The organism is Thermocladium sp. ECH_B (assembly GCA_001516585.1).
In the GTDB taxonomy this organism is placed as follows: Archaea; Thermoproteota; Thermoprotei; order Thermoproteales; family Thermocladiaceae; genus Thermocladium.
In genome coordinates this window covers 1-16,601 of the sequence record LOBW01000040.1, presented here as the reverse complement: position 1 = coordinate 16,601, position 16,601 = coordinate 1, and the positions used below count along the sequence as shown (strand labels likewise).

Below are 16,601 nucleotides of genomic sequence, written 5' to 3'. Positions count from 1 at the left end.
TCTTCCTTAAATCCCTTGGAAGAACTCAAAAAGTTAAAAACGCCCTTAATGAGAAAATAGTAATGCATGAACCATGGAGCGATCACGACGATGATTCGGGTAATGTCTCAATAGAAATAGAACTCACAATTAATTTAGGGGATAAGTGCCGCATAATTGCCCAATCATTAATGGTTGATGAGAAGGACTTACCCTGCAGCATCTCCACTGATTTATCATGTAAAGATGATGAATTAATATATAAGGCAAGCGTGGAGACCAGGAATCCATCGTTAATCTTAACGCTGCATAATACCGTGGATGACTTGATAAGAAGCCTAAAGGCATCTTTAGCGGCCGCAATATAATGCCATTAAGCCTATGACTTTTGAGTATTTGACTGTTGAGTCTGGTCCTGGGTTGATGGGGCATTCGATGGCGTTGTTCTAGGCACGGTTGGGGTTCTGGCAACCGGTCTCTTCTCGGTCTTCCTCTCGCTTTCTGATCTAACCTTTAATATGCCCATATATATAGCACAGTTCACACAGTAAGTCTTTGTAACGTAGTACCTAGTTATTAATGCGCCTTGCTTCTCTAGNTCCTTAGCTAGGTCACCAGGTACTGGAGAGTAAGGCACGGTAACTCTGACCGCCTTTGATCTTGGCACTCGTCGACCGCAATTATCGCAATATACTACAGATTCCTTCCCCTTATCTCCCTTATGGCGTCCACGATTCTTCCTCTTCTTTGGCATAGGCGACCTTGTATTCAATGTTTATAAATATATCGAAACCCGTAAACGGCAAACACGTGAACAGGCATCGTGAGAGCATTCATAATAAAATCCGATACGGCTTACATAGATGAGGAGAAGCAAGCATTTCAATCGGGTAGACTAGATGTGGTGCTTAACTCCATATTAGCTGCAATCATCAGTAGGCGCGCCGGCAAATTAGTTGCTAGGCGTAACGTGGTGGTTATAGCGGTGATGCCGAGAAACGATCCGCCCATTATAATGATTAACTCAAATAAATTACATGACCTAATAATCAACGAAGCCGACCTTTTAAAATTCATAAGCAAAGCGAGGAATGGAGGTGGAGAATTAATGGGAGCCCAAGGCAATATGGAGACGGTTATACACAACCTAAAGCGTGATAATTATGCGATATTTTATCTTCATGAGAAGGGGATCCCTATTAGTAATTTTTTGCCTCTTAGCGATAAGACGGCATTTATATTGGGCAATCAGGATGGGCTTTCCCAAACAGATGAGCGACTAATTAAACGACAAGGAATAACTGCAGTATCATTGGGATCAAGGCCATACATGACGTGGGAGTGCGTGGCGATACTCAATTCAATACTGGATGGCGCAATAAGTTTTCCAAGTTAAACTATTACCCATGCCAACCCTTTTCTTGCCCTTCAGAGTCAAAGCCTTCCTAGACCTCGGCAATACGACTACAAGCCTCATTCCTTCCAGGAATTCGCAATAAATCCAGGTAGGGAAAACATAGGAATTTATTCGGCCATATTTCGATGCGGAAATGCTTAATAGTTAACTAAGTAATAGCGTGGAGATGGAGTCAAGAGCATTTAAGCGATTCATAGATAAGCTAACCAAGGAGAACCTCTGGATTTATATAATTAGGACACTAATGGAGGGCAATAAGACCGGTTACGAGATAGTTAAGTCAATAAAGGCATTAGGCATATCGACTTCCACGGTTAATGTATATATGGTGCTTTATAAAATGGAGAGGGAGGGCTTAATAAAATCCATAGCGCGCAATAATAGTAAATACTACGAGAACACCCAAATGGGATTAACGGCGTTTAATGCCGCATTAACTTTCTTGGGCTCACTGGCCAATAAGCTTGGATGCGATTTTCGGTGTGGTTCATGATTGGCAAGATAAAGGATAAAATAGAGAAGAGGATAGAACCATTGGCCGCAATTCTACCAAGGCGTCCCAACTTAATAACAATAACTGGATTGATATTGGCTATCTTATCCCTTATCCCTGCCCATTATGGAGAACCAATATTAGTATTGATTCTGGTCATCTTAGCTGGACTAATGGATGGACTAGATGGATTAGTGGCCAGGCGATATGGTATAGCATCAAAGTTCGGCGCATTTCTCGACTCCACGTTGGATAGGTACGTGGACTTCATATTGATAATGGATATAGTGCTTCTTGGGTTCTCAAGTGAGTTACTCTTGATAGGGTTTATTGCTTATTTAGGCTCCATTATGACCAGCTACATTAGGGCCCGCGGTGAATCCCTTGGGTTAAAAATGATTGGGAGAGGCCTATTTGAGAGGCCGGAGCGAACAATATATATCATTGTGCTATTGATTATTCTTTCAATAATAAATAATTATTACATCCTATTATATGGATTATCCGTCTTCGCTATTCTAACTAATTTAACCGCAATACAGCGGGGAGCAATAGTTGCACAGGAATTAAATGAGAGTAAGGCCGAGATCCGGAAAAATTAACCGAAGACGGGGGAGGGGGAGGTTTTGAGGCATACAGCAGTATTTTTAAGCACAAAACAATGAACCCTTTAGTGACACGCGTTGAGCGAGAGCGTAATAATATACGTGGAGAACAATAACATCGCAAAGAAGGAGGTTCTTAAGGGCGATGTTTCAACGGTGGTAAAGGACTTAGCCAAGAAGTTAATAGAAGAATGGGACCCTAATGCCAGCGACTTCATCATTCTAAAGGATCAATATCCAGTTAAGTTGCCTCTACCCCTCTCCAAGGAATTAATGGATAAGCTCTCATCATTCGACATAAAGAGAGTTGGCAACGAGGCCGAGGCATCTCTGCCGGTCTACGAAATAACATATAGCAATAAATGGGAGGAAGAGACATTCAAGGCTGAGCGATTAATAGTTATCTCACCTCTCATAAATGACGAGATAACTACGCAAATAACCGATGCTGTAATCAATGCATTAAATGAGGAGTCCGAGGAAAGCGAGGAGCTAGAGTAGGGTTATAATGATTAAATCATGAGGCATAGCTTAAAATAGATTAATACAATTAAAATACCCCTTCGTGAAAGGGGCTTTCATCTCCTTAATCTCCATCGAGTTAAATTAGAATAGTCTTGATCCTATTATGGATTCAAATGGTATATCCAATGCATCAAGGACTTGCTCCAGCGATGATTCCAAGTACTCGATATACTTATCCACATCAACTTCATCTATCCTAGCCAACTGAACAGGCTTGACTCCCTCCTTTGTCTTTGTCTTCACGAAGAATATTATGTCGCCTGGCCCTACTTTATATCCGTAAGGAACCAATTGAGCGGCGGCCTTAATGTGCTGTGGCTTATTGGCCTTATATTCTGACATACCCTTGGAAAGGGCCACCTTTATCATCAGCATGTTAAGCGGTATTTCCTTGTTCTTTAACATGACATAGTACTCCCTCACCTTCTCCTGAATCATTTTTGTGACTTCCTCCACGTCGTTAATTGTCTCTATTTTAGCGAATAACTTAAGCACATCATTAAACGCCATTTTAGCGAAGTCCGGAGTATTGCGCTTCTTTCCCAGTAATCCCTTTATATCCAGGGAACCATCGCTGAGGATGCCGGCATAATTCTTTTTTCTATTGCTCATAGCTATTATCTTGTATGCTTTATCTAGCTCTATATCAATGCCCAAATTATCCCTAACCCAACCTATTAATTCCTCCATCTTCGACTTATCCGGGTTAAAAATGAAGAGGCTATCGGTATCTCCATAAATTGGGTAAAGCCCTAACTCCATGGCCTTAACTAGAGTCGTCGTAATGGATAATCGCCCTAATGCCGTGACTAGTTCGGCAAGAGGCGGGCAATAAAGGGGGAAAATCTCCGCGCCGAAGACTCCATAGGACGCATTAATGAATACCTTTAATGCCGCTTGTATCACATTATAGTAATCCCTCAATGCTGGATTAGGCTCTGACTTAGCTAGTTTCTTATATACTTGAACCCTCATGTCGCGAAGCAGACCCACCAAGAGAGCGGTCATACCCTTTCTATCCATACATACCCAATGATCCATGTCTGGGTATGGTCTATTAACCTCCTGATCCTTCTCTGGGCATCTCACCGTCTCGTAAGATAAGTTCCATCGCTTTATTATAGATGGATATAGGCTTGCGAAGTCAAGGACTTGCACGTTCGGAAATATCCCAGGCACTGGATCTATAACTATAGCCCCCAGATACTTCTTGCCCTTTATTATTGCCTTAGTGGCTGTGGTTCCCTTGGATTTAAGTATATCGCTTTGGTTCGGAATGAGCCAGCCACGCTTCCTATGCTCAAAATAAAGCATATTGCGGATCCACGCAGATACTTGCGATCTAACTAAGTCATCTATAGGCGTCTTAGATATCCTAGCCATTAATACTATGAGTTTCATGACTAAATCATTATTATATGTAGTCAAGTGAAGAGTTAAAAGAGCGTCCCTGAAGTTATAATTAACCAGCTCAACATAATTCATTTCGCTTATTGGCTTCTCCCTCGCCACTTTTGAGATCCCGAGAAGGGAGCCCGCTATAATATCAAGGGACTTCTCGCCGCCCTTATATTTACCGTTAAAGGCATAAGTCTCTATGGCCCTCGAGTTAAAGAACTTATATAAATCTATATGAACGCCTAGGATATACTTAGCCTCATCATTTCTGGTCAATGCTATGGGGATCTCATCCTTCTGGAAACCCAACTTAATTGCCCTATTATATATATAAGTGAAGTCAAAGTTATCGCCATTAAACGTTATAACTATTGGATACATTATCATTTCCTTAAAGAACTCCTTCAATAATTCCTTTTCTGAATCAAAGAACAATAATTCCACATCATTAGACATTAACTTAGTTAAATCGCCATCCTCCAGCTTTATTTCCTTCCTTTTCAACACCAACACCCTCCTCAATCCATCGCTGCCAGCCAATCCTATCGCTATTATCTCATAGGGAGCCTCCTTGGGATTAGGTATCCTATTCTCCTCAGGCGTGAATACTTCAATATCTATGGCCACCCTCTTTAAGTCTGGAACCGGAGTCTGAAATATGGGAAGCCACTCATTAAAGGCGCTTAGGAACTCCTTATCATTGCCATAAAGGACCTGACCTTGCTTCAATAAGTCCTCGGGTATCGTGGTCTCGACCTTCACTAACTTTCCATTATCTATCCTATAAAACATCCCTGGAATAAGCTGCCTATCAAACATATATGATAAGTGATACTTTATCTTGGCCTCCCAAGTTCGGCTTAAATACTCCCTTATGGAATTACCTCTCCCACCAATGCTTAATGGATCCTTAGCATACACCTTAGTAAATGCCTTGTACTTAAGATCAAGAGGATCAAATTTCTGAACAACCTCTAAGTGACTAAAACCCCTGTGCGATATCACCTCCTTATGTTTAGTTACTATATCCTTAGGGGACTCATCTGTTAACAAGTAAGAGCGATGACCGGTATTATCATACCAGAAATAAATCCTGTCATTAGCAAAATCATATAACTTGGCTAAAGCCTTACCTGTCTTCCCATCATATATCAGAGATAACAATATGGCCGGCGGAGAATTAAGAGGAGTCTCGCCAACAAGGGTCACCTGAATCTCTTCCTCCTCCTCAGCCTCCCTAAACTGCTGCTCTTCCTCCTCCTCCGGTTCCTCAATGCTCATTGATTAAACTATTGATTAAACAATTAAAAACCTTGCCACCCATAACCAGAATAATACTATAATGAAGAAACTCGTTACTCTTTTATAAGTAACGATTATTTCATCATTTAAGGCAGAGAATACGAATAACTACCTATTGCCTCACTGAAATCATTGATTAAGCCAGCTGGAGCCAAAAATTCAATTAGTGCCCAGAGTCTCTATTATGCGCATTATCTCAAACCCAGTGGTATTGCCCCCCACTATGGCTCCCCTATTATTAACCACGGAGCCGCCGCGGACGAAGCCGATGCCTCTATTAACGGTTCCAACATTAACTTTTACCTTGAAAATATCGCGAATAGCCTTTACGTCATCATCGCTTGCATCAGGCGTCAGCAATACTCCATTATCATTAACTAATGCTATCGATCCTATAACATATGAGCCGCATAGCTCGCCTTGAATCACCTCCGTATCTAAAACATCGGCTATTCTCCTCAATAATTCCTTCTCTATAATGCTTGATACTAGGGCAACTCTATTATTGACCAGCAATAAATTAGATAACGCAGTGTATTTAGTTGGTATTACCTCAATATTTATATCGCTTAACGATTTCCTTAGTTGATTGACCTCATCATCGGTGGCTATGCTAGGCAATAAANCTCCATTATCATTTCCAGCGACGAATATCCCTATCAAATTGGATTTGGCTATTGTTATGGGAACGATTTCCACCGATAATGCATCAATTACTCCCTGGTATAATCTCTGGGGAGCATCTTGGGGAATTAAGGCGTACTTATTATTAGCGAATACGTATACGCCCACCGCATTTGTTCCGTAGATAGTTAACGGAACTACCTCGAACTTAGCCATAAGTTGAACCATTTAATATCATTGCTCAGCCGCTAGATCTATTAATGCGCTTCCATCCTCATATTTAATCATTTTAACCCTTATTTTTCTGGGCGGCTTCTGGATTCCTCTACTCCACATGACTTCATTAACGGCCGGAGAAATATTGACCTTAGCGGGCTCCACATCTAGGTGACGCGCAGCCAATGATCTTAACATTCGTATACCATAGGGGGTCCTCTTCGTTCTGGATACTTCCCTAGTGCGACGTAAATTGACATTCATGGTTATTTCCTTTATTGATTTTTTCTCTTGTTGCTCACTCATGGAACTCACCTCCCTATAGTCCTAATTTATTTCTTCTCCAGTTTCTTTTAGTATAGGAGAACGTGACTCTCCTATTGGTCTTGACTATGACCCAACTCGGCGGATTCCTATTCCTCCTACCGGCTGCTGCCAGCCGTAATTTCTTCCCAAGCGGCTTATGGCTTGCCATTATACTTCACCTAAACCTTATCCTGTAGTCTTTTTTAGTTTGTTGGTATATGGCCTCCAACATTCTCTTCACATCCTCGTCGGTAACAGGTACCCTTATCCTATTGGCTTGAGCTAGGGCTATTATTTGGGACTCCAATGCCTGAACCAAATCAGGCTTGACCAGCCTTAAATTATCCAGCCTATTTCTAGCCTCAGGCGTAAGGATGGTCCTAAGCAAAGCCCTTTTCTGGGCCTCGATTTCTCTTTGCCGCTCCTCCTCGGCAGCCTTCTTCTGCATTTCAGCCATTTTTCTCTGCCTAATTGCCTCTATATCCTCATCCTCGCCATAATTCTCCGAATCATCTCCATAATCCACGCTCATGAATTTACCGAATTGCATCAGCTTAAAAACTTTTAACGAGAAGACACCGAGGAAAATCCTCACTAAGATCAGTAAGCTTTAAATCCCAGGTTGGCTTGGTTTGATGAATGTCAGCTACCACTAAGGCTAATAGAGGCGTAGGCAAAAAAATAAGGGAATATATTAACTTAATGCTATGGGTATTCAAAGTAGCCAAGAAACCCGATAGAGATGACTATATGTCTATCGTTAAGATAGGCGGCTTATTGGTGGTGGTTTTAGGGGCTTACTCTTTAATATTTAACTTTATTTTCTACTTGCTTGTGACGCCCCACTTCTCAATACCATACCCGGAGAATATAATAGTGCTGGCAACAATAGTAGTGATAATAGCCGCATTATCGATCGTGCTGATAATATCAACGCGAAACATGGGTAAACAAACAAAGAAAGGGGGCAAATCATGAGTGATCAAAACGAGTGTCACTTCATAGCTATACGCACGGTTACTGGACAGGAATATAACGTTGCCGTAATAATCAAGTCTAGGATTGATGCATTGAGAAATACCTCGCAGCCCTCTAACTTCAATGTACCATCCGTGACCGTGATGCCTGATATGCCCGGCATTGTTCTAGTAGAAACGGAGTTCCCATACCTCGCAGCCACTCTCTCCCAAGGAATAAAACACGCCCGAGGAATAATAAAAGGCAAGATAAGTCTAAGCGACTTAACTAAGTCGTTTGAGAAAGAGGTTGAGGTAAACGTTGGTGATACCGTGGAGGTCATATCTGGACCATTCAAGGGATTCAAAGCGAAAGTGATAGATGTTAATAAGAAAGCTGGAACCGCGCGGCTAGAAGTTATAGATGCATCGTCTCTTGTTCCAATAACTATATCGCTTCAACACATTAGAAAAATTACTCAACAGTAGCTAGTCGTGATGATGAGTCTTTCAAGCGCTCAGCTCTAGATCGGCATTTAGGGATTTTCTACTTCTCTCCCCTCATCTTTATAAATATTCATGAGCCAGGAGGCTATGGATATCAACCTAGCCAGATTAATAGATCACACGAATCTTAAACCATATGCTACCACGAGCGATATAGAGAGATTAATAATTGAGGCAAGGGAATTAGGAACCTATGCAATATGCATAAATCCAATATTCATAAAATTCGCCCGGGAATACATAAATCGCCACGGTTTTAATCTACGGATAGCCACAGTAGTTGATTTCCCCTTTGGCGATTCAACAACCGATGTAAGGATAGAAATGATCAATAAGTATGCGATACATGCCGATGAATTAGATATAGTTGCGCCAATGAGTCTAGTTAAATCCAAGCAATTCAAAGAAGTGGAGCAGGACTTGAAGGAAACCATTAAGGCCGCACATGATTTGGGCAAAATAATAAAGGTCATAGTGGAGGATGCATATACAACGCNCGAGGAGAAACGGGAATTATATAGAATTGTAATGATGAGCAATGCTGACTTCATAAAGACAAGCACGGGCTTCGAGGAAAAGGAATATGCAGCAATGCTGGGAAATAAGGTTGGAGCACAGATAGAGAACGTGAAACTAATGGCCGAGCTTTCCCTTAAATATAATCCAAGAATAGGCATAAAAGCATCTGGAGGCATTCATTCCCGGGAACAAGCATTAATGTTGCTTAGAGCCTCGGGGAAGCCCGCCGATCCCGCCCAATTCAGGATAGGAGCAAGTAGAACTAGGGATATTCTGGGATCTTAGGTTATGAATGATTTGACTGACTGTAATGTTTATATATGCGTTACCATTAATTAGACACGCACTTAATTTAAAAACTGAAACCGCGACACTTAACCTATTTCCCTTCTGAATCAATTCCTCAGAGACCTAACTGACCTTCTCCTCACCATAAAGGGCGGGCCTGTCTTTAATTCAATATTATAGGTAATCAGTTATAGATCTTGTTTTGTACCTATTATCAATATCATTAATCATGCTGACCACAAATTCCCTCCAACTCGCTTGACCCATTACCCACTTCACAACCTCATTAATGTGATCCCTAAATACGCTCAACAAGCCTTGCCAAGATACTCCTCTACCAATCAATTGATTTCTCCAATGGGACCATAGATATGCAGGAAGCTGGTTGCCGAACCATACTGCCATTCTTATGCAAGCATCATCACTCCCGCATAATTTTACCCGCTGAAGGATCGCTTCCTTAATATCAAGGGGCTCCGGGGGTATCTCCATGAATTTAAAGTATTGGGGTTGAATTTAATACTTGCGTTTGAATAATGCAATGAATTGAAAAGACTTGGCAACCGATAAAATTAACGGCAAACCTCGCCATTTATAGCTAGGAAGGAGATCAGTCGATTGCTTGGAATAACACTTTTAAAGAGTAATAGGGAAACCCCAGCATGGTTATGTACAAGAACTTAGCTGTATTAGTGGCTGCCGCAGTCGTGGTGTTCTTGGTTCTCTATGTTTCATATAGGCCCACCACGACGCAACCAGTGTTCAATTCAACATACTCAGTATTGAACCAGCATATACCTCAATTACTCTCAAGCGCTCGCTCTGCTGGCGGATTAGTATTTGGCTCAAACAACGCTAGTTCAGTTGTGATTTACTTCCTTAATCCCTATGATGGGGCAAATTACACCGTGACTAACATAAACTCCACCATATTGAGCATGATAAGGCGTGGATCTCTCCAATTAATAGTGCTCCCAAATACAGCACTTTTTGCCCCAACTGGCAACTCAACGCTAATTAATAACGTTAATACTAATTTCCTTGCACTGGACCTATGCCTCTATAAGGTAAATAAATCGGCGGCACTAAATTATCTTCTATGGTTTGAGAACTTGACCGCAGTAAAGGGACCGGCCATAGAGAACTTGACCACTTCTCAATTAATTGATCAGGTAACTAATTATGGTGTTAATGCGTCGTTTAATTTGACTAAATGCGTGAACCAATTATCCGCTGTAACCACTAATTCCAATAAGTTGCAGAGTCAAGCCTTAACATGGGCCGGCGGCAATCTTGTTCAGATACCGCCCACCCCCGTCACATTGATCGTGATAAATACTCAAAGAAATCTAGCGGTACTGAATGAATATACAGTGGGTTACTTGCCTCCCCTCCTAACCACGCTTCATAATTTAGCGACGCAAACACCGCTATATCCTGGCTCCAGTTAGGGTAAGCTGGATCTATTAAAGGGATGCGGAAGGAGATCCCTTAATTCATGTGTCTCATGGCCGCTACTTCCCGCTATTATTATTCGCCGTACCCCAAACTCCTCCATTACTTGGAGACATGCACCACAAGGATATGGCATGCCATGCTCGCTAACCACAACAATAGTATCTATGTCGCGTGATCCCTCACTGATGGCCTTAAATATAGCGACCCGCTCTGCGCACATGGATAACCCATAGGAGGCATTTTCCACGTTAACTCCATGAAAAATCTTACCGTCCTTAGTGATCGCTAATGCGGCTACCTTGAATCTAGAGTATGGAGCATATGAATTGGGTAACTTGGATTTAGCTAACTTAATTAATTCGACCTCATCCATGAATTAAGGCAATGCAGTCTCATTATTAAAGCTTGAGGACCTCAATAGCGCTCAATAAGGCATCTGGATCTCGGGGTGATGAGAGTAGGATCGCGTTGACGCCCATCTTCTCCAGTTCACCTGCTGCTCGTGGCAAATCCTGAATATCAATATAGGGCTGCCCAAGTCGCTTTATCCATTCCCTGTTCCTATCTGTGCCTATTAATAAGTACGGTATTAATCGAGACGTATCTAGCCCCCTTAATTGNCTTGGATCAGCTAGGTTAAGCACTAAGAAGAAATCGGCGCCACTCCTTATCCTGCTCTCCATTGCTGTGCGAGGATAAGCCATGCTTAGCATCATGCCTGCCCTTACTCCCTCGCTTTGAGCCAAGCGAACTGCCTCCTCAGATGACAAGTAACCCACGGAGCGACCAATGCGAGGCTCATCTCCTCTAGTGAATGCTATGTCCAGCCCAAGTTGCTTAGCGCTGAGAATTAGTCCTCTAATGTATAATTCATTTACATCCAAAAGCCTTTGATTAATTATGAGGGGCTTAGAGGGATACATCCGCCTCACAATGCATGCTATAGATAATGGGAGAGGCGAGGGACGGCCCAATGGAGCATCTGGCACATTAAATCCATGAAACTTCCCTAACTCGCTTACATGTTCCTCAAGTAAATCCATTCGTTGAATTGGACGAATCTCGGCATACACTAGCATTACGCGAATCTGGCCCATTAGCTTTTTAACTCTATGGGAAGTCAGGAACGTTCCCCAAATGCTTGTGAGACCCTCGCAAAAGGCGATCGTTGAGAACTGATTATCTTTGCATGGGAACCAAAGCATAGCTAAACCTTTAATAGCGTGTCAATGATTAGAGACATGTTAGGTAAAAGACGCGCATCACTTAGTGAATCCTATGCTGCAGTCATAGCGGTGGCGTTCGGCTTAATGGCTATTGCATTAGCCATTTACGCCGGCAACTTGATTAATGGTTATGCCTCATCTCAATTAATAAAAAGCAATATATGGGGAGCCATAATAGCATACACCACCGTTAATCAAACAATGATAATCATCCAGAATATAGGCCATTATGCGTTCTACATAAATGCCACGTTCATAGATGGATATCCTGTATCCACCATAGTGAGGGGAAGTGGGCATTTACAAGAAACGCATTATGCTGGCCCCGGGCTTGGGCCTAATCAATACATAGAACTAAGCACTAGCAAAAGGGGTTCGATTGCCCAAGCACAATTATGTTCAATAAATGATCCCAAGGTGTGTACAGTTATTTGGACATATATAAATTACACCCTTAAGACGGCGGCCCCCTCAATCAGAGGCACTGGATTGGGAACCACCATAACGATATCGATAATTGACCCGTATAATGCCGATTGGACGCTTAATTGGAGCGGGGGCGCCACGGGTAGCACTAGCGAGAACAAGAGCGAGACCATCTTAATTAACTCGGCGTCAAATGCATCAGCGGTGGAGGCGTGCCTATACCCAACACCATCCCCACCTTACTATCCATACCCTAGATGCATCTCGATTATGCCGGGCTCCTCCACGTCAATGAGTATTGAATATAACTCGACTGGCACAATATACGTGAGCGATACTTATCCCAACTCCAGTTGGATTCTAGACTGGAGCGGCTATAGCACGGGCTCCATAATGGGCAATGGAAGCGATATGATTAGGATACCGGCGGGCACCGGAGTAAATGTGACGCTCATGGCGAAATCATGGGATGGCGAGGAATGTATTGTTAAGCCAAGCGAGGCTAGACTTGAGGCGCAAGGCTTCATTGCCTTCACGGTAATTAATTGCCCAAATTATAATTATTATCTTATCTATTTCAACGCAACCACGCCGCTCGCCGGATACTCATTATCATCAATTGACTTACCCCTCACCTTTAGTAATCAACCAATTGTTACGGCTTACCTAGATGACCCAATTCGCTTGGCCACAGGATGGAATAAAGCGCCGCTGCCTCCAGGCATTATTCAACCCAACGTGACAGTCATGGGCTTCACATTAATGCTAAGCGGACCGGAGATAGCGTCGTGGGCTCTCCCCACTGCAACTTATGTGTGGGATATCAATGGCACAATCATAAAAATTGAACTAAAGTGGATTAGGGGGAGCGGGTTATATGTTTTAAATGTGCCGGGAGAAGTTTTTCTTGGACCTAGAATAAACTCCTCGAGAACTGGAGTAATTTCAGTGCTTCTGGGTTGGCTTGAGTTAAATGGAGCTCCCATAAATTCGCCCATAATTCCAAATAATTGGCCCTGGTGGACCACAGTTAAAGCAGCGACGGGCAGTATTTCTTGCATGAATGGATTGAAAGTTATGACTTCCCTAGGCGATTATTCGCTCATCATNCCCTCAATACTACAATTTTACCAAGTTAAAATACCGCTTCCTAGCCCCGCAACCAGCGTTAATATAACTACCAGTGATCCGAATTGCGCACTGCATTGGAGTGACCCCCAAATGGATATACTAAGCCTAGCTATAAATCCAATAACATTATCCACAGGCAACACTTACTATTTCTGGGTGGCCCACCAATCAACGAGTGGCGGCGCATTATATGATGCCTATATAACCGTGAATGACTCCGATAAGGCCGGCTGGAGCATATCAACTAGTAATGGACAAACCCTCACTGGATCAGGCTCTATCTCGAAAGCCATGATAACTTGGAGCAGCCGTAGTGAAACTACCCTCACGGCAAGCATAGTCAGTAATCCAATTAATTACACGTGCAGTATTAATCCAACAACTGCACAGGCAAGTAACGGGGGGAGCTATGCCTTCATGGTTAGCTGCACCCCAATCATGTTACCCCCAGGCACAAGTGGGGGAGGAGGCACTGAGCGTTATTGTAGCATAGATGCCTCCACAACAAGTAACGTGTCTCTAGTTAACGAGTTGGGGCTAGACTTGGTTTACCCCATCACTGCAATAGTGAAGGGAGGCAGCTATACCTACTTCCTCTTTGAGGCCAGCAACAGCGTGTCGGCAGGTCTAGGCTTCATAAATTGGTTATTTACTGCTAGTTCCGGATCAATTACGCCAAGCAAAAGCGGGAACCAGGATGCAGTAGTTAAATTCGAGTGCCCAGCTAATATTAGTAAAAACATAACTGTTTCCTTAATTGGACTAGCTAATTATGGGCAGAACTCGATTAAATTCACCGATTTCCCAACATCGCTTCAGTATGATATGGGCAATCCACCCCCAACCAGTGTAGCGGATTATGATTTTTCCTGGAGCATCTATACAAGTAATATTCAATCAGTGAATTGGGGAGGAATAAAGCTAAACAATACTGCCCTGGAGGCGTTCGCTACCATATGGTTAGGAACCGGATCTGAGCTGAACGCGCATGAAATAACGATGGCTCCAAGCAACATGTGTCCAATAAATGATACTGTTCTAACCATTGTAAGTGATCCAAGTAATTCCATTAGTAATCCCGGCAATAATGGATCGGAGAATTTCGTAATACAATATATATTAGCATGCGAGAAAGTAGGGAATTAATAGACACTATAGAATTAATAAACAATGAGAGGTCTCACCCCTTTAGAGCGGGGAAGGGGTTAGATTCGGTTGTATTTCATCCATAACCTCTATATATCCACCACCACCAGGTATAATGATTAGGATTATTTACGTCACCGGTCATATTATAGACTATGCCATTTAAGTAAATCGCCTCTCTCCAATTAGGAATTAGCGTTGTTAGGTTATTTAAAAATGGTCTAGCTGCGGGAGCATTCGGATTTGGAATCGACATGAGGGTCCAATTACAAAGCCATATATCATACATTGGATATTGATAGCCTAAACCGAATTGCACAACATATGTTCTATTTATAGGGATACTCGTGTTCACTGGGAATCCTATATACATTGGATAGAAGGTAACTAATCCCGTGGATGCATTGTAGTGAAGGAGAGTAAGGGGACCGCCTCCTCCCGTATCCCCGAAAATCTCTATTGGAGGCATACTGGAATTACTGGGAATATCTAATTGAATCATACCACCCTGGGTGGCTAGGGGCCCAGAGGGGAAATTCGCGGCTAACCAACCACCCGATAAATAAACAACTCCCCCAGGCTCCGCACTGGGATATATGCCGCCGGCGAACCTTAGGGTTCTATGTATTAATTCCCTTCCCTGGCCCGGATGCGCCACTATTGCNCCAATTGTCCACACTGTTCCATTATTAAAGGCAATGGAAGCAACATAACAGGATTCCCATGGCTCGACCAGATCCAGATTAGAGGCTAACCAACTTAATGATGGAGGAATAACGCTCTTATTAATATAAATTGTCCTATTAATGTAGATCGTGTGATTAATGAGAATCGGTATGGTCCTATTAATATAGATCGTGTGATTCACTATTTTGAGAACGGTAATTGGAACCGACTTATTGACGTAGATTGTTTTATTCAAGTAAATCGGCACTGTTTGAACCACGGTCTGTAATCTAGCCGCAAGGGGGCCTTGACCCATAATTCCTGCCATGGCTATGCCCAGCAACACTGCTAAGGCAATTATGATGCCTAGCAGGATTTTCGGCAGAATGTATTCCTTTATAACCCACATCACCATTGCGTCGCATGATAACCAATATAAAGTTGTTCATTAATTGACTCCCATCGACTATCAATGCCAATAATTGAGCCAAAAGAGAAAAATATATGGGAAACTAAAATACCCTTATCTGATACTTGGTCTCTATTAGCCTAAAGAGATCATTATTCATCTTGGCTGCTTCCCCCTCTAATGCCTTTCTCCTAGCTGTTATTATAGCTCTCGCATCCTCGCTGCTTATTGCTTCTGCATCTTTTGCAACAAGTATTCCCTCATGTATGTGGCGATTTAAGTCCAGCAACGCAACCACATCAACCGGTAGATTATTGCCCAGTCTCTCCTTTATTTTACCCACCATACAACTCCAGTGAATTGGACCGCCCTTTACGAATGTAAATAGCTGGCCCTCCATAACTGGCTTACCGCATGAAATGCATTTCCATTGATTCTCCGACATGATTAAAACATGACCCAGAGCCGAATAAAAACATAGCTCGATTGACCAGAATCCCAAATATCTTCAACGACTTCCAATCGAATGATTTGCAAGTCATCTAGCAAAAAGAGGGCACCATCCTACTTTCCATCATAAGAGAATGGGCGTTCCCGAGTTCCCTAAGGGTTATGCTCCTTTTACTGGTACTACTAATCTCCCCTTTCCTCAGCATTGCAGGAGCAGTTGATCCCCGCTCCCCCCATTCCCATGAAATTGAACAGAGAAGGGCATTATACACATGGGGGAAACCTCGCCATTTATGGCGGGGATGAGGGGAGGAAATAACTTTATATTAGTGGTGTTCCTGTTTTTCTGATGCCCATTGTGGGGTTTAGGTTTAGAGCATATACTGACGGACAGACGCTGAGGGCGTTAAAAGCCCAGTTGGAAGTGGCTTGTGAGGTCTACAATACCCTACGATGGGCAGACACATACTTCTACCATGAGGATGGGAAGGGATTAACCCTCACGGAGTTGAGGCAACTAGCCCTCGACTTGAGGAAACAAGATGAGGAGTACC

At 42.7% G+C, this 16,601-nt stretch carries 21 protein-coding genes and 1 pseudogene; 11 read left to right on the top strand and 11 right to left on the bottom strand.

Translation table 11 applies throughout. From position 1 onward, the window contains the following. The first annotated feature begins 62 nt into the window (after positions 1 to 62). Entirely contained in the window at positions 63 to 347 is a 285-nt protein-coding gene (locus AT710_06070) for a hypothetical protein (GenBank protein ID KUO91670.1), read from the top strand. Positions 348 to 358: 11 nt separating this feature from the next. Here the strand turns inward: AT710_06070 and AT710_06065 are convergent, their stop codons facing one another. After that, positions 359 to 733: a 30S ribosomal protein S26 gene (locus AT710_06065; protein KUO91669.1), complete on the bottom strand. Its 375-nt coding sequence runs from the start codon at positions 731 to 733 to the stop codon at positions 359 to 361. Between the two features lie 69 nt (positions 734 to 802). Here AT710_06065 and AT710_06060 point away from each other — a divergent pair, with 69 nt between their 5' ends. The 4 genes from AT710_06060 to AT710_06045 all read left to right on the top strand — a co-directional run bounded on the left by AT710_06060 (position 803) and on the right by AT710_06045 (position 2,995). Beyond that, entirely contained in the window at positions 803 to 1,375 is a 573-nt protein-coding gene (locus tag AT710_06060; protein KUO91668.1) for a hypothetical protein, read from the top strand. A gap of 187 nt (positions 1,376 to 1,562) precedes the next feature. Continuing rightward, on the top strand, positions 1,563 to 1,889 hold the full coding sequence (locus AT710_06055; GenBank protein ID KUO91667.1) for a hypothetical protein: 327 nt from the start codon (positions 1,563 to 1,565) through the stop codon (positions 1,887 to 1,889). Further along, positions 1,886 to 2,491 (top strand): hypothetical protein, encoded by a 606-nt coding sequence (locus tag AT710_06050; protein KUO91666.1) that lies wholly within the window; start codon positions 1,886 to 1,888, stop codon positions 2,489 to 2,491. Before AT710_06055 ends, AT710_06050 begins: the two co-directional genes overlap by 4 nt. A gap of 81 nt (positions 2,492 to 2,572) precedes the next feature. Beyond that, positions 2,573 to 2,995 (top strand): hypothetical protein, encoded by a 423-nt coding sequence (locus tag AT710_06045; GenBank protein ID KUO91665.1) that lies wholly within the window; start codon positions 2,573 to 2,575, stop codon positions 2,993 to 2,995. Positions 2,996 to 3,100: 105 nt separating this feature from the next. Here the strand turns inward: AT710_06045 and AT710_06040 are convergent, their stop codons facing one another. From AT710_06040 to AT710_06020, 5 genes are all read right to left on the bottom strand, one after another. Beyond that, positions 3,101 to 5,698: a DNA polymerase I gene (locus AT710_06040; GenBank protein ID KUO91664.1), complete on the bottom strand. Its 2,598-nt coding sequence runs from the start codon at positions 5,696 to 5,698 to the stop codon at positions 3,101 to 3,103. 180 nt (positions 5,699 to 5,878) lie between these two features. Next, a complete protein-coding gene (locus AT710_06035) occupies positions 5,879 to 6,559 on the bottom strand; it encodes a translation initiation factor 6 (GenBank protein ID KUO91672.1) in 681 nt (226 codons plus the stop codon). 18 nt (positions 6,560 to 6,577) lie between these two features. Continuing rightward, the gene (locus tag AT710_06030) at positions 6,578 to 6,865 is read right to left on the bottom strand and encodes a 50S ribosomal protein L31 (GenBank protein ID KUO91663.1); all 288 of its coding nucleotides are present in this window, start codon (positions 6,863 to 6,865) and stop codon (positions 6,578 to 6,580) included. A gap of 13 nt (positions 6,866 to 6,878) precedes the next feature. Further along, a complete protein-coding gene (gene rpl39e, locus AT710_06025; protein KUO91662.1) occupies positions 6,879 to 7,034 on the bottom strand; it encodes a 50S ribosomal protein L39 in 156 nt (51 codons plus the stop codon). 6 nt (positions 7,035 to 7,040) lie between these two features. Next, positions 7,041 to 7,397: a DNA-binding protein gene (locus AT710_06020; GenBank protein ID KUO91671.1), complete on the bottom strand. Its 357-nt coding sequence runs from the start codon at positions 7,395 to 7,397 to the stop codon at positions 7,041 to 7,043. Positions 7,398 to 7,504: 107 nt separating this feature from the next. On the opposite strand from AT710_06020, the gene AT710_06015 reads away from it, so the two are divergent. From AT710_06015 to AT710_06005, 3 genes are all read left to right on the top strand, one after another. Further along, positions 7,505 to 7,843 (top strand): hypothetical protein, encoded by a 339-nt coding sequence (locus AT710_06015; protein KUO91661.1) that lies wholly within the window; start codon positions 7,505 to 7,507, stop codon positions 7,841 to 7,843. Then, a complete protein-coding gene (locus tag AT710_06010; protein KUO91660.1) occupies positions 7,840 to 8,310 on the top strand; it encodes a hypothetical protein in 471 nt (156 codons plus the stop codon). The genes AT710_06015 and AT710_06010 overlap by 4 nt, the downstream gene beginning before the upstream one ends. Positions 8,311 to 8,415: 105 nt before the next feature. Next, on the top strand, positions 8,416 to 9,132 hold the full coding sequence (locus tag AT710_06005; protein ID KUO91659.1) for a 2-deoxyribose-5-phosphate aldolase: 717 nt from the start codon (positions 8,416 to 8,418) through the stop codon (positions 9,130 to 9,132). Between the two features lie 177 nt (positions 9,133 to 9,309). On the opposite strand, the gene AT710_06000 is transcribed toward AT710_06005, so the two are convergent. After that, positions 9,310 to 9,627: a hypothetical protein gene (locus AT710_06000; protein ID KUO91658.1), complete on the bottom strand. Its 318-nt coding sequence runs from the start codon at positions 9,625 to 9,627 to the stop codon at positions 9,310 to 9,312. Positions 9,628 to 9,797: 170 nt separating this feature from the next. Between AT710_06000 and AT710_05995 the strand changes: the two genes are divergently transcribed. Further along, complete coding sequence (locus AT710_05995) at positions 9,798 to 10,586, top strand: hypothetical protein (GenBank protein KUO91657.1); 789 nt, start codon at positions 9,798 to 9,800, stop codon at positions 10,584 to 10,586. Here the strand turns inward: AT710_05995 and AT710_05990 are convergent. Then, complete coding sequence (locus AT710_05990; GenBank protein ID KUO91656.1) at positions 10,583 to 10,966, bottom strand: cytidine deaminase; 384 nt, start codon at positions 10,964 to 10,966, stop codon at positions 10,583 to 10,585. The two genes, AT710_05995 and AT710_05990, sit on opposite strands and share 4 nt — an antisense overlap. Before the next feature lie 25 nt (positions 10,967 to 10,991). Then, the gene (locus tag AT710_05985) at positions 10,992 to 11,672 is read right to left on the bottom strand and encodes a hypothetical protein (protein KUO91655.1); all 681 of its coding nucleotides are present in this window, start codon (positions 11,670 to 11,672) and stop codon (positions 10,992 to 10,994) included. Positions 11,673 to 11,834: 162 nt separating this feature from the next. Between AT710_05985 and AT710_05980 the strand changes: the two genes are divergently transcribed. Further along, on the top strand, positions 11,835 to 14,522 hold the full coding sequence (locus AT710_05980; GenBank protein ID KUO91654.1) for a hypothetical protein: 2,688 nt from the start codon (positions 11,835 to 11,837) through the stop codon (positions 14,520 to 14,522). A 76-nt stretch (positions 14,523 to 14,598) separates the two neighbouring features. Here the strand turns inward: AT710_05980 and AT710_05975 are convergent, their stop codons facing one another. Both AT710_05975 and AT710_05970 read right to left on the bottom strand, forming a co-directional pair. Continuing rightward, positions 14,599 to 15,597 (bottom strand): hypothetical protein, encoded by a 999-nt coding sequence (locus AT710_05975; GenBank protein ID KUO91653.1) that lies wholly within the window; start codon positions 15,595 to 15,597, stop codon positions 14,599 to 14,601. A gap of 103 nt (positions 15,598 to 15,700) precedes the next feature. Further along, positions 15,701 to 16,042 (bottom strand): hypothetical protein, encoded by a 342-nt coding sequence (locus AT710_05970; protein KUO91652.1) that lies wholly within the window; start codon positions 16,040 to 16,042, stop codon positions 15,701 to 15,703. A 354-nt stretch (positions 16,043 to 16,396) separates the two neighbouring features. Between AT710_05970 and AT710_05965 the strand changes: the two are divergent. Next, a pseudogene (locus AT710_05965) lies at positions 16,397 to 16,601 on the top strand.

Excerpts from the sequence above, each read along its gene's own strand:
- AT710_06000 (KUO91658.1), bottom strand. The coding sequence starts at position 9,627 with ATGGAGATACCCCCGGAGCCCCTTGATATTAAGGAAGCGATCCTTCAG.
- AT710_05990 (KUO91656.1), bottom strand. The coding sequence starts at position 10,966 with ATGGATGAGGTCGAATTAATTAAGTTAGCTAAATCCAAGTTACCCAAT.
- AT710_06010 (KUO91660.1), top strand. The coding sequence starts at position 7,840 with ATGAGTGATCAAAACGAGTGTCACTTCATAGCTATACGCACGGTTACT.
- AT710_06030 (KUO91663.1), bottom strand. The coding sequence starts at position 6,865 with ATGAGTGAGCAACAAGAGAAAAAATCAATAAAGGAAATAACCATGAAT.
- AT710_06050 (KUO91666.1), top strand. The coding sequence starts at position 1,886 with ATGATTGGCAAGATAAAGGATAAAATAGAGAAGAGGATAGAACCATTG.
- AT710_05970 (KUO91652.1), bottom strand. The coding sequence starts at position 16,042 with ATGTCGGAGAATCAATGGAAATGCATTTCATGCGGTAAGCCAGTTATG.
- AT710_05995 (KUO91657.1), top strand. The coding sequence starts at position 9,798 with ATGGTTATGTACAAGAACTTAGCTGTATTAGTGGCTGCCGCAGTCGTG.
- AT710_06040 (KUO91664.1), bottom strand. The coding sequence starts at position 5,698 with ATGAGCATTGAGGAACCGGAGGAGGAGGAAGAGCAGCAGTTTAGGGAG.
- AT710_06015 (KUO91661.1), top strand. The coding sequence starts at position 7,505 with ATGTCAGCTACCACTAAGGCTAATAGAGGCGTAGGCAAAAAAATAAGG.
- AT710_06070 (KUO91670.1), top strand. The coding sequence starts at position 63 with ATGCATGAACCATGGAGCGATCACGACGATGATTCGGGTAATGTCTCA.
- AT710_06020 (KUO91671.1), bottom strand. The coding sequence starts at position 7,397 with ATGAGCGTGGATTATGGAGATGATTCGGAGAATTATGGCGAGGATGAG.
- rpl39e (KUO91662.1), bottom strand. The coding sequence starts at position 7,034 with ATGGCAAGCCATAAGCCGCTTGGGAAGAAATTACGGCTGGCAGCAGCC.
- AT710_06055 (KUO91667.1), top strand. The coding sequence starts at position 1,563 with ATGGAGTCAAGAGCATTTAAGCGATTCATAGATAAGCTAACCAAGGAG.